Genomic DNA, 13,252 nt, shown 5'->3' on the forward strand with positions numbered 1-13,252 from the left:
GTCTAGACATCTCTTACTCGGTGCTGAATCGACACGGCTCATAGAGAACAGTGGGACTCGAGGTGATGGCACTATGCTCTTGAACTTGTTTACTAGGCCGGTGTGTTCCGGCTAGTGTTGTCGTCGACTTGTAGTCTTAGGACGCAGTTCGAATCTAGGAGAGGACATGAGGATCCCGAATCCGCCTTTGGCCAAGGATCTTATGGCTACCGCCAGAAGCTTTGGTAGCTACGACTTGGCCGCAGCTCTGGCTGATCTGATAGATAACAGCATCAAGGCACGGGCGAAACGGGTGGACATTACCTTCATTCCGAAGCCGGATGATGTGCAGGTGAGGATCAGGGATGACGGTGTCGGTATGGACAGGGAGACCCTGACCGTCGCTATGCGCCCAGCCAGTGCCAATCCTCAGGCAGAGCGTGAGCCTGAGGATCTGGGCCGGTTCGGATGGGGGCTCAAGTCTGCATCGCTTTCCCAAGCACGCATCTTGACGGTTGTTTCCTGGCAGCAGAGCGCCATTACTGCCGCAAGCTGGGATATCGATAATATCGACGACTGGAGCATGGATGTCGTGGAGGGAGCTGAGGCTCTGCACTTGCTTGACGGGAAGCCGGGTACCCCTTCGGGAACCGAGGTGATATGGAGTCGCTCGGACAGGCTTCTGGATCGGGAACACAGTGTTTCAGTTGACGAGTCGCTTACCCACACAATTGCCCACGCCATTCAGAAACTTTCCCTGATATTTCATCGTTACCTTGCCGGTGAGGGCAAGCGACGGTTGACGATAGTCATCAATGGCAATCAGCTTTTCCCGATCGACCCGTTCATGACCTCACATGATGCAACCCAGACACTGGATGCAGAGAACATCGTCATGCCCAGTGGGGAGCAGATCAGGGTTCAACCCTATGTACTGCCTCATTTCTCCAAGTTGTCGACCGAGGACCAGGAGAAGCTGGGCGGGCCAGAGGGCATGGTTCGAAATCAAGGGTTCTATGTATATCGGAATCGACGCCTCATTATCTACGGAACCTGGTTCCGTCTGGTGCCGCATGGGGAGCTCACTCAACTGACGCGGGTCCGGGTGGATCTGCCGAATACTCTGGATGCCGATTGGCGAATAACTGTGGACAAGTCTGACGCTCAGCTACCCGCAGTCTTGAAGCGCAGACTGCAGGAGGTTGTGAGGCGTTTCAATCGACGCTCGATTCGAGTACATCGCAATAAAGGTGTTGCTCTGGATCGGCTTGAGATCCATTCGGTCTGGCGACGATACGTAAAGAACGGCCAGATTCGTTATCGCGTGAACCGCGAGCACCCAATGGTGGCCCGGCTTTTGGGGCAGCCGGACTTCTCTGCGGATTTCGATGCGGTACTCCGGCTGCTTGAGTCCTATTTTCCGACTGACATGTTTCTGAAAGATGCCGAAGCAGGGGTGAATCAGTGTTCCACCTCTGTCGAGGAGTTCGAGTCGCTGGTTGACCAGTGCATGATCAATTATCTGCAGGACTGTGATGGTGCCCCGGAGATCGAGGGCTTTCTGAAGTTCATTGCCGTAATGGAGCCATTTGCAAGCCAATGGACCTATACGGAAAGCTATGTTCGTAAAAATACGGCGAGGAAGTGGAGGATGTCGAATGGACTTTGATGCTAGCTTGAGCTTTCTGCGAGTGGAGATAGACAGACGGATTCAGGGGCGGTTTCCAGTACCTCAGGGGTTTCTGGACACACATGTGAAGGAAGTTTCTGCTATTGCAAGTATTCTTGATGAAGAGCTGGCGAGTCGCCTGATCAGGCATCTGGAAACGATATATGGTACCCAGCAGGGGGAGGGACACGTTCTCAAGACCGATTTCCAGGAGTGGTACCCCGGGCGGAAGGGAGAAGTCGACTTCTACTACTGGCGCAGGCTGCAGAAGTACTGGCTGGATCATTCGATCCTGCCTGTTCAGGTCGTCCAGTCCGTCGACAAGGTTACCGACGAGATTCTGGGATATCTGGGTGACCCTCTTGAGGGCGACTCTTGGCGGCGCCGAGGTCTGGTCATGGGGCATGTGCAGTCGGGAAAGACCACGAACTATTCCGCGTTGATTGCCAAGGCGGCAGATGCAGGTTATCGGATAATCGTGGTTCTCGCTGGGCTGACCAATTCACTGAGATACCAGACTCAGGTCAGGCTGGATCAGACTTTTGTCGGAAAATCATCCCTCGGAGACAATTTTGTTTCGGAAATATATCCGGTCTCCTATGTTCTCAAGGGGCTTGAGGGGGAGGGAGGGGAGATAAGGCATCCCTTCTGTGGGACTACGCAGAGTGCTGACTTCAGTGTGAAAACGGCGAAAAGTGTCGGTGCCACAGAGGGCAATTTTGCTGATCCAATACTGTTTGTTACCAAGAAGAACGAGAAGGTTCTGGCTCGTCTTGCCGACTGGTTGAGAGGGCTTCGTCAGGACGGGCAACTCGAGGGGCCGATGTTGCTGATCGATGACGAAGCGGACAATGCATCGGTCAATACCGCAAAGGATCCAGGTGTTACCACGCGCATCAACGCTCGGATACGTGAATTGCTGAGCTGTTCGCGGCGCTCTTCCTACGTTGGCTATACGGCTACGCCATTTGCCAACATCTTCATCGATCCGGATACCGAAGACAGCATGCTTAAGGATGACCTTTTTCCGGAGCACTTCATCAAGTCTCTTGAGCCGCCAGGAAACTATATCGGCGCCGAGAAGCTCTTTTCCGACGGCGGAGAGCTGTTTGAGGCTTGCATCCGCGAAATACCAGGCGACTACCTTGATCTGCTTCCACTGAGCCACAAGTCCGGAGATCCGGTCAGTGAACTGCCGGAAAGTCTCGAGGATGCAGTTCTCGAATACACTGTATTCAGGGCCATTCGGGTTCTTGCCGGCGAGAGCCGCAGGCATTCCTCGATGCTGGTGAATGTCAGCAGATTCAATGCCATTCAGCGCCAGATCCACGATCTCATCTACCTGCTGCTGCAGGATCTGAAGGCTGCTGTTGATGCCTGGGCATCCAGCAGCTCCTGGGGTAGTTCGCGGCTGCTTTTAAGGCTGCACGAGATCTGGGAAAAGGAATATGCGGAGCACTGCGATTTCGACTGGGACGATGTTCGTGGTGCCTTGCGGCGTGGCCTGGCACCTGTCGAGGTCCGGCTGGTAAACATGCAGGGCGGTGGTCTGGACTATACGAAAGCCCCCGAGTCAGGCATGCATGTGATTGCAGTCGGTGGTCTGGCCCTGGCCCGTGGACTGACTCTCGAGGGGTTGGCGGTATCATACGTACTGAGGAATGTCGGTGCTGCTGACACACTGCTGCAGATGGGGCGCTGGTTCGGCTATCGGCCGGGCTATGAGCGACTGTGTCGGATCCATGCTACCGGCGAGATGCTGGGGGACTTTCGTGAGGTAAGCAACGCGGTTGAAGAGCTGCGGGAGGACCTTGTTCGCATGGAGCGGATGGGGATCACGCCTAACGAGTTCGGTCTCAAGGTCCGCCAAAGTCCAACAGGTATAGCCATTACCGCCGCGAACAAGATGCGGGCCGCCAAGCCTGTGCTGATGGCAGTGGATCTTTCCACCAAGCATCTTCAGGCGTTCGAGCTGTTCAACGACGGGAGCATCAATGCTGAGCATTTCGCTGCCGTGACGTCCCTCGTGGAGAAGCTTGGAACAGGCTGGGTTGAGCATGAGGTGTCAGATGATGGCGCTCTGGTCTGGAAGGGCGTTGGCGTTGCTCTGGTTCAGGAGCTGCTTCGAGAGTTCAAGCTTCCGCAACTGCATTTTGCTTTGGGATACGAAGGCCGAAGTCTCACATCGGACTACATTGCTGATCGTGCCAGCGGCGAACTGGCACTATGGGACATTGCGATCCCGTTCCGGCGAACTGGTGAGCCGGGAATAGATTTTCCGTTCGGGCGAGGGGGGGTGAAGAATATCTACTGTCGAGTACGACATTCCGGGGTTTCCAAATCGGATGACCCCAATGTCGTGAAGATAACGGCAAAGAACGTTGTCGCAGATGCTGCAAGAACCGACCTTCAGTATGGCGAAAGAGAGGAACTGCGTGAGCAGATTGCAAAAATAGAGAGCGAATTTCCGGATTTCAGCCCAGAGATGCAGTACCTGATGGCCAGAACACGGCCTCTCCTGTTGATACATCTGCTGGATTTCAGGCTGAAGAAATCCGACGAGAAGAGCAAGAAGCTCGACTTCGAGGCTGGCAGGCCTGTCGTGTCGATCAGTCTGGCATTTCCAGACACGGGTGTGGCTCCACAGCCGCGCGAATATGCGGTGACCAAGCGTCTGGCTCAGATGATGGAGCGGCAACGTCAGGAGACAGAGTCGGACGAGGATCTTGATGGTGACGAATGACTTCATTGCCAAGTGGGACGAGATCGCACATCTCGGCCGAGGCGCCGGGCGCTTCAGGGTTTGTCCGGATCATCTCCTCGATCTGTTCATCAGCTACTCCAGTGCAGGCGAGCGAGAATTCATTCTGGAGTCCAGCGCATCGGAGCTGAATGGCTCGAACTTGCCGGAGTTCGAGAATGTGGCCGTTCGTCACTGCGAGATCGACGGGGGGCACCGCCTTGTGCTCTGCCTAACAGACCATCAGTTGAAGGATCTCTTTTCGATCATGTGTGCCGACCTCGCGGATGCCTCTTCGCGATCGGAAAGCCCTGCCGGAGCCGCGAACATATTCGCCGTACGGCTGAATCGCTGGGCAGACCTGCTGCGCCGAGGGCGATCGCGGGAAATGTCGTTCAGGGAGCGGCTCGGCCTGCTCGGTGAGCTCTGTCTGGTGAAGTGGTTGATCGACGTTTGTGAGGTTGCTCCAGAGGTGGTCACCCGCGGGTGGCGAGGGCCGGATGGTGATACCAACGATATCGGCCTCAACAACGTTCGTATAGAAGTCAAGTCGCAGCTTTCGACCCAGCCGTTCATGATCAGGGTGTCCTCGCTGGAACAGCTTGACGGTGATGGACGAGAGCGCTGCGTTGCTCTGCACCGATTCACCGTTTCGGAAAGTGGAGTCAGTCTGGCGTCGCTCGTGGCGGACATATCCTTCCGGCTTTCTGGTACCCATTCTGGTCTGATGGAGTTCCAGCGGAAGTTGTTCCTCGTTGGATATCAGCATGACGCCGGCTATGTCAGTGAAGCGTTCAACCTGGACGCCGTACGGGTCTATCGTGTTGCCGAGGGGTTTCCGCGGCTAGTCCCTTCTACCGTTCCTGACGGGATCGTTCGAGTGAAGTACGACATCGCTTGCGAAGCCATAGACGACTACCGGATAGATCAGATGGAACTGGAGATGTTGATCGATGGCTGATCTCCAGGATGAGTACGAAGAGCTGCTCGAGGAGGTGCGTGTAGGCAGCGTTGCCGGTCACGAATTGCAGATCACCGAGTTCTTCCGGATCTATTCGACTCTGGCTGCAGAAAATGGGGATACACCGGACATGGACTATTGTCCGGTGCTGAAGGAAGGTTCTGGAGGATACCGTGTCGATGGGTACGCACTGGGTATGCTCAGTGATGACAGCTCCGAGGCCGGCGATCTCTATCTCGCAGTCTGCGACTATCGGCAGGAGGCGGATATGCCTGCCGTCAACAGCCGGGATGTGGACAGGGCCGTCGATGGTGTCGAGCGGTTCTTCAAGGCGGCCATGAGCCAGAAGTTCCTGGCCAGTCTGGAGGAGGCCAGCCCTGCATATCAGCTTGCGGCACTGATTCAGCAGTACGGCAGCAGAATCAGGCGCCTGCGCGTCATTCTCTTCACCAACTGTCATCTCCGTGTCCGCAAGAGTCTCTTCGAGACCCGGGATGTCGGTTCGGTGACATTGCACGTCAACGTCTTGGATCTCGAGCGCTATGCAAGAATCTCGTCCGTCGGTGGCGAGCCGGTTGAGATTGACTTCGATGAGGACTTTGGTGGGGCGATCGAATGTCTGCCTGTATCGACCGGAGCTGAGAGCTATCAGAGTTATCTGTTTGCCATGTCTGGCAGCGCACTGGCGAAGGTATTTGCAGCTTTCGGCAATCGCCTGCTGGAGCAGAATGTAAGGAGTTATCTGCAGGCGAGAACCAGTGTCAACAAGGGCATTCTGCGAACCATTGCCGAAGAACCCGGAATGTTCTTCGCCTACAACAACGGAATCACTGCCACGGCTTCATCGGTCGATATCCGTAGACTGGAAGAAGGTGGGCCGGCCATCTCCCATATCAGGGATTTCCAGATCGTCAATGGTGGCCAGACTACAGCCTCCCTGCTATACGCCAGAGATGGGCTGGGGCGGGATCTCGATCAGGTATACGTTCAGGTCAAACTGTCGGTTGTCGATGAGGGGCGTCTCGAGGAGGTGGTTCCCTGCATCTCCGAATATGCGAACACCCAGAACAAGGTTTCCCTTGCCGATCTGGCCTCCAACAGCCCGGTTCAGATCAGGATCGAGCGTCTCTCCAAGGACGTATCTGTGCCACAGAGGGCTGGATCCCTGCACAGCAGCAAATGGTTCTACGAGCGTGCCCGGGGGCAGTACAAGAATCTCTTTGCCTACAAGTCGAAGGCCGAGCGCAGCAGGCTGGAACTGACCTATCCGAAATCCCAGCTACTGACCAAGACCGACTTGGCCAAATACGAGTTGTCTTTTGAAGGCAAGCCCCATCATGTCAGTGAAGGGGCTCAGAAATGCTTCAGCAGGTTTACATCAGTGCTTGCTGGGCTCGATGATGCTTCGAAGATCACAGAGACGTGGTTTCGCCGGGCCGTGGCCAAGGCTCTGCTTTTTCTCCGGCTCGATGAGATTGTGCAGAAATCGGAATGGTATCGCAGTGACCGTGGCTACAAGGCCCAGATAGTTACCTACACGATTGCGGCATGTGCCGAGGGGTTTCGGGCTGCAGAGCTTCAGATCGATCTGGACAGGATCTGGCGGGAGCAAGAGGTTCCTCGGACTCTCCTGGACTGGATGTTCGTGGAGGCCTGGAGAGTGTCCGAAATTCTCAAGTCGCCTCCGGAAAGCGTGCGAAACGTATCCGAGTTCGCCAAGCGGGAGTTCTGCTGGGCGCAGTATGTCAAGGGGAGGGTGGGGTTACCCGGCTCCGCCGTGAAGCAGTATGGGGTTTCTCTGCAGGAATACGCAGACGAAACAAGGCAGGGGCAGCGGGAAGCGATCAGGAATCAGGAGATCGATTTCGATATTGCCCTTTTCGGTCTGGCTGACAGAGCAGTCGAGATCATGGAGCAGGCCCGACAGAGCGGGGCTGCTTCGCCCAAGAACATGGATGCGCTCAAGAAGCTTGCGGCTGGGCGTCTCACCAGCCTCTCGAAGGGGGAGAAGGGCGCGCTGAAATATCTGCTGGAGCGACTGGAAATCGAATACTAAAGCCCGCGCGAGCCGCCTCTGTCAGGAAGGGGCAGTATCGGGAAATTCGGGCCAGGCCACGAATTTTTGATTACAATCCGGGATCGTTTCCAGCAACCAGTGCATGTCCGTTTCCGGACGGCGTGTTCCACATTCCCAGAGCTCGATGACGCGCCATCCAAGTTGCAACAGTTCGTTCCGGTTTCTGAGATCCCGTTTCACGTTCTGCTCGAATTTCAGACGCCAGAAGCCCTCTCGAGTGGACGGGGTAGTGGTATACCTGCACCCTGGATGCCTGTGCCAGAAACACCCGTGAATGAATATGCAGACGCGGTAGCGGGGGAGAACCACATCGGGTCTGCCCGGAAGCTCCCGCGGATGCAAGCGATACCTGAAGCCGTGCCTATGCAACAGTCGCCGAACCTTCATTTCCGGCAACGTGTCGCTACCGCGAATCCCGGCCATCATGCGAGACCTGACTTCTTTGCTGACTACATCCATGACAGAAATCCAGATGAACATGATTTTCAGGGAGCATACAGCTATTGATGCTGTGGCAGTGCTTCCCAGGCCAATTCAGGTCGTCGATCTCTTCGCAGGGCCGGGGGGGTTGGGTGAGGGGTTTTCGGCTTCTGGGGATGGCAAGCAGTTCGAGATCGTCGTGTCTGCCGAAAAGGATCTTGCGGCATGGCAAACCCTCAGACTGAGGGCATTCTACCGTCTTCTGAAAACAAAGAATCCGAAGCGGCTGATCGACTACTACAGTTTTTGCAACGGTACTACGGATCGGCCCTACTCGGATGCGAGCAAAGCCGAGTGGAAAGAGGCAGAGGCAGAGGCACGATGCATAACGCTTGGCACGAAGGAGGGAGATCGAGAGCTTGATGAGATCCTCGATGTACGGCTTGACAGCAGTCGACCCTGGGTACTGATAGGTGGTCCGCCCTGCCAAGCCTATTCGGTTGTCGGCCGTGCGCGTAATCAGGCAAAGGCAAACTATAGTGCCGAAGAGGATGATCGCCATTTCCTCTACAAGGAATATCTGAGAATCATCAAGGAGAGAAAGCCTGCAGTCTTCGTCATGGAGAATGTGAAGGGTATTCTTTCGTCCAAAGTGGGAGGGGAGAGAATCTTCTCCCAGATACTGAAAGATCTCTCAGATCCCAACAAGGCTCTCGGAGATGCCGAGCCCGGCATCAAGTACCGCATCTGTTCGCTCGTGAGCGGGCAAACCTATGGTCCAGGGGATGATGTCGAGCAGGTAGATCCTCATGCTTTCGTCATCAGGGCAGAGGAGCACGGGATTCCTCAAGCTAGGCATCGAGTGATTCTCCTCGGCATAGCTCTGGATGAGGAGGGCAGCATTCCATCCCATGCGCTGCTGGCAAAGGCGGAGGAGAAGGTAGTGGTCAAACAGGTTCTGGACGACCTCCCGATGCTGCGTAGCCGACTGACCCGGCAGCGTGATGGAAATGAAGCCTGGTACCGAGTGGTTGCAGATCAGCTGGACGAGCTGAGATCAGAACTCGATGAGAGAGCTGATCCGAAACTGGCTTCAGAGATGGATATTGTCAGAAGCGGTCTACTGTCCGCTTCGATTGATGTTGGAGATATCCGGGTTGCCCGAGTCGGAAAAGATGGAAGGACGGGCCTTTCTTCTTTGGATGAGTGGTATCTGGATGACGACTTGGACTATTGGCTGAACCATGATGCGCGCGGACATATGCCTTCGGATCTACGTCGCTATATATTTGCAAGTCTGTTTGCCCGAGCTCATGGGGTGTCTCCTAAAGGGCATCAGCAGTTTTCTCTGAAGGGGTTGGCTCCGGCACACAAGAACTGGGAAACTGGAAAGTTCAGCGACAGGTTTCGAGTTCAACTGGCGAATCAGCCTGCTACAACCATCACTAGTCATATTTCAAAAGATGGGCACTATTTTATCCATTATGATCCAAAACAGTGCCGTAGCCTGACTGTCCGTGAAGCCGCTAGGATACAAACTTTTCCCGATAACTACTTTTTCCAAGGAAATAGAACTCAGCAATTTCAGCAGGTAGGTAATGCGGTGCCTCCGCTTCTGGCAAATAAAATTGCGGGGATTGTTTTCAATGCTGTGTGTGAAAAGGCATCAAAAGAGAAGTCTAGCAATTTTTCTTGCGTGTGGGGGGACGTGGTAGGCGATTAAAAATTTATGAAGAAATCTGCCGATGTGGGCGATCGGCAGATTTTCAATGTGCTTATTGTTACTCGTATTTGATTCGTTGGTTCTCTGTGGATGCCTCGCCGTTGTTTAAAAAATCAATCAATTCACCTAAGATTATTAAGTCGCAGTGCTTAGCGCCGTTTTCGAGATCAGCGAGGTAGTGGGTGACTCCATGATATTGTCGCTGGTCTGAGTTCTCGGGAATTAGAAGAGAAATTATGCTGTACTTTTCTTTATACAGATCACCAGTTTCCCATGCGACGCAGAGATCCACATCTTTGATGTTCTTGTCTTGACTGTCAAAATCTTCAATTAAACCATCGAGAGAAAATTTATACTCAAGAACTCTCGGCGTGGTTACTCTGCCGCTAAGGCCCTTTGCGGTAATTTCGGTGACGCCTAAAGGGTTCTGTTCTTGATTGTATATATATAGCTCCTGCGGCAGGTCGAATGCGATCTTGAAAAGTCCATCATAAGTAAAGCGTTCGTTCGTAGACATCATGTTTAGCCCGCGGATGACACCACCGGCTATGAGTTGATGAAAAAGTGCGATTACATCTTGCTCACGAGTAGGGGCTGACGTAATAGATATTCGCTCGATTGGCAAGAAAAAATGCTTGCTTTTTAGTATTAAAGGTTGAGTGCTTTCGTGTTGAATCATCTTTTGCTTCCACTCGTCAATCTCTAGTTCACGAACTAAGTCTGGCGCACTTCCAGTGTTTGCTTTTAAGCGCAGTCTGAGTTTGGCTAGATGGTTTTCGACGATCTGGCGCGCAACACTTTTTGCGAAATCAGTAAGTTCGCGATGAAAGCCCTTCCGCCCTAAATCAGGTGTGTAATCTTGGAAGTGTATCAGAAAATGAACTTGGTTCTGCCGACCGATACTTCTTGTCAGTGGGACTTGAATGACCTCTCCTTGAGGCATGTTGTTGGCGGCCATCTGGATGCCGCTCGATAGAGCTTTTGTACGGGTGGCGAGTGAGTCATTGAATGAGGTCCATAGCTTGGCGGTATAGCCAAACTCCACGAATACATGGGGCTTGTGTCTTTCAATAATATCTAGCTCTTCTGTATCTAGTGAAGGGCCCAGTAGCTGCTTCAGTCTTTCTGAGTCCCAGTTCTCGAAGATAAAATCTAGATTAGAGAATTTGTCAGGCATTTTTCTTCCAGGCCCGAATTTCTTGTAAAGCTCATCTTGAGCTTTCAGTAGCTCATTGAATGAGGCTTTCTTAGAAGAGGATTCATATAGCCATGGATATTTTGTTCCTTTGACTTCTTTTTGGGTTGACTTGCTCTTGTGTACTGCGGTGACTATAACCTTGATGTCTGCATCTGCTACTACTGCTCCAAGGCCGGTTTTTATATATAAAATTTTCTGCCAAGTAGAAGCGTCGGTGGCTTGTTGCCAGCTCAGTTGTTTTGGATGGGTCGAGGAGTCAAAGCGTACTGCGATCGAAACGCCTCTGTCAAAGGAGTCGTAGATGCTGTCCGGGCTGGCCGAGTTATCTGGTTCTACTTTTGGATTTCCCCCACTTATATTGGAGCTCAGCCAGTTTCTTGCATTCACAATTCTTCCTGATGCAGCGAATCCAGGAACTTTAGTGGCTACTCTCATGTAGTTGAAGCCATAGGCAATATATGTGGCGCCTACACCTTTGTGGCCTCGAGTATTTCCTGACTTGAAGGAGAAATTAGGGGCGAGGAACTGCTGAAATTTTTGCTCATCGAGCCCAATGCCATTATCGCTTACTGACAGCATGTTGTCGTCAAGATTGATCAATATGCTAACGGTTGGCTCGTAGCTATCCGAGTCGCCTGACGCTAGCTCCAGTTGTCGTCTTGCTTCAACGGCGTCTAAGGAATTTTGAATTAGTTCACAAAAGGGGTCGTACCAGCCGACATAGGAGCTCAAGATGTTGTTGATCTCTCTTTTTAAAGCTCCAAAGGCTGCGTCGTTTACTTTGGTGCTTTTGAACTCGAGAGGATCGAAAGGTGGAAAAGACATGGTGGCAACCTTAGGTAGACTTTCTTTCATGATAAAAGACATTTACCCTTCTGCTAATGATGTTCACGTTTTGCCTGAAATCTTTCAAGGTAAAAAGGGGAAGTCAAGACAGGGTGAATGCGCGAAACTATTCTCCGAGGAAAGCTAGTATACTTACGTTTTATCTGTTGCGTATTGCCGTGGCAGCGCCTCAGAACAGCCTGCGCTTAGAATAGCTTCAATTTGCTCACCCAGTAGCCTCCAAGCCTCGGTTTTCTCCTTGGCGTAGTCGTGATGCAGGTAGTGCCGACGAACCTTCGATCCGCCCAGCAGATGGTTCTGGCAGCGATCAATGATCTCCAGCGTGACACCCAGCTCCTGCATCATCGTCGCTCCAGTGCGCCGCAAGTCATGCGGTGTCCATTCACCCTTGGTGCCTTTGCTCAGCACCAGTGAGTCGTCATGGTGGCGACCTGTGAGGGGCTTGCTGCGGTTCTTGAAACGGCACTGCCGATCGCCGATCAGTTTGCTGACCGTCTTGGTATCGACGTGGTTGTTCTCGTCCTTGCTCGGGAAGCAGAACGGTGTATGCCCGGTTTCTTCCCTTAGGCGCTTGAACTGGTTCAGTGCGAATGGTGACAGGAACACATAGTGATCCTGGCGCTTGCCCTTGTGCCCTTTGGTGGCTTCGGCTGGGATGAACCAGGTGCCTTTTTCCAGATCGACGTGGCGCCATTCGGATTTGAGCAGTTCGCCGATGCGGCAGAGGGTGCTGAGGCAGATCCACACTGCGCATTGGACGCGTGGGTTGACCGGGCGGATGCCGGAGTATTTCTGGCCGGCGGGGAGGGCGTCGTAGTCGCGTTCGAGGCGGGCGAAGATGTCGCGTAGTTCGCGGATTTCATCGGGGGAGAGGAGGCGGTCGCGCTGTTCCTGGTAGTCGTGGTCGAGGAGTTTGTTGACGTCTACCAGGTCGGCCGGGTTGCCATCGGCCATCAGGCCGCGCCAGGGTTTGCGCTTATCGGCCCAGCGCAGCATCTGGCCGATGTCGTTGTTGCGGATCACGACGGTGCGGTTCAGGCCGCGGGCCTTGACCGAGCGCAGGACGGCGAGCAGGTCTTTCTCGGTGAGGTTGCGCAGCGGCTTCTTGCCAATGAGGGGCAGTACGTCCTTGGTGAAGCTGCGGCGCAGTTCGGCGTTGCCGTCCTGGCGGAATACGCCGTCGTGCATCCACTCTTCGAAAAGGGCGGCGACCGTCTTGTTTTCCGCAGCCTGGCGCTCGGCTTCGGCAATGGTGGCGGCGATGGCGGCCTGGGCTTCGATCTTGGCGGCCTTGCGGGCAGTGGTGGGATCGATGCCCTTGGTGACGATCGCTCTGACTTCGTCGCGCTCGGCGCGGATCTGCGCCAGCGATTTCTTGGGCCAACTGCCTAGGCGGTGATCGCGCTTGGCTCCATCCAGTTTGAACTCGTAGCGAAACAGTACCGTCACGCCGCGCACGCCGGCTCGAACTTTAGCGACCAGGCCGCCGTCTTCACGCGATGTCTTGCCGTCATCGGCCGAGGTAAGCGCTTCCAATTGCTTCGCCGTCAGTTTTGCCACTTCCTACCCCTTGCCTGATTCGGTCGTCCTGGAATTTTGCCCCACTTTTGCCCCATCGAATCGCTTGGCTGTCGGTGGA

8 protein-coding genes are annotated in these 13,252 nt (G+C 54.0%); 5 read left to right on the top strand and 3 right to left on the bottom strand.

What is annotated here, in order from left to right; translation table 11 throughout:
• Positions 1–166: 166 nt before the first annotated feature.
• The 4 genes from N5D61_RS00560 to N5D61_RS00575 are packed head-to-tail and all read left to right on the top strand — an operon-like array spanning position 167 to position 7,405.
• Positions 167–1,648: an ATP-binding protein gene (locus tag N5D61_RS00560; protein ID WP_279890097.1), complete on the top strand. Its 1,482-nt coding sequence runs from the start codon at positions 167–169 to the stop codon at positions 1,646–1,648.
• The gene (locus N5D61_RS00565) at positions 1,638–4,391 is read left to right on the top strand and encodes a Z1 domain-containing protein (protein ID WP_279890099.1); all 2,754 of its coding nucleotides are present in this window, start codon (positions 1,638–1,640) and stop codon (positions 4,389–4,391) included. The genes N5D61_RS00560 and N5D61_RS00565 overlap by 11 nt, the downstream gene beginning before the upstream one ends.
• Positions 4,378–5,349 carry a PD-(D/E)XK motif protein gene (locus tag N5D61_RS00570; RefSeq protein ID WP_279890101.1) on the top strand — a complete coding sequence of 324 codons (972 nt, stop codon included), beginning with the start codon at positions 4,378–4,380 and terminating at the stop codon, positions 5,347–5,349. Before N5D61_RS00565 ends, N5D61_RS00570 begins: the two co-directional genes overlap by 14 nt.
• Positions 5,342–7,405: an AIPR family protein gene (locus N5D61_RS00575; protein ID WP_058164607.1), complete on the top strand. Its 2,064-nt coding sequence runs from the start codon at positions 5,342–5,344 to the stop codon at positions 7,403–7,405. The genes N5D61_RS00570 and N5D61_RS00575 overlap by 8 nt, the downstream gene beginning before the upstream one ends.
• A 21-nt stretch (positions 7,406–7,426) precedes the next feature.
• Here N5D61_RS00575 and N5D61_RS00580 read toward each other — a convergent pair whose 3' ends face one another.
• Positions 7,427–7,906, bottom strand: coding sequence for a very short patch repair endonuclease (locus tag N5D61_RS00580; protein WP_347881569.1), 480 nt, complete (start codon positions 7,904–7,906; stop codon positions 7,427–7,429).
• On the opposite strand from N5D61_RS00580, the gene N5D61_RS00585 reads away from it, so the two are divergent.
• Positions 7,899–9,569, top strand: a complete 1,671-nt coding sequence (locus N5D61_RS00585) for a DNA cytosine methyltransferase (protein WP_279890106.1) — start codon at positions 7,899–7,901, stop codon at positions 9,567–9,569. The genes N5D61_RS00580 and N5D61_RS00585 overlap by 8 nt on opposite strands.
• A 58-nt stretch (positions 9,570–9,627) precedes the next feature.
• Here the strand turns inward: N5D61_RS00585 and N5D61_RS00590 are convergent, their stop codons facing one another.
• Complete coding sequence (locus N5D61_RS00590; protein WP_279890107.1) at positions 9,628–11,634, bottom strand: ATP-binding protein; 2,007 nt, start codon at positions 11,632–11,634, stop codon at positions 9,628–9,630.
• Positions 11,635–11,745: 111 nt separating this feature from the next.
• Positions 11,746–13,173: a site-specific integrase gene (locus N5D61_RS00595; RefSeq protein WP_279890108.1), complete on the bottom strand. Its 1,428-nt coding sequence runs from the start codon at positions 13,171–13,173 to the stop codon at positions 11,746–11,748.
• Positions 13,174–13,252 lie beyond the last annotated feature (79 nt).

Origin of the sequence: Pseudomonas sp. GD03842 (assembly GCF_029841165.1) — a bacterium.
In the GTDB taxonomy this organism is placed as follows: domain Bacteria; phylum Pseudomonadota; class Gammaproteobacteria; order Pseudomonadales; family Pseudomonadaceae; genus Aquipseudomonas.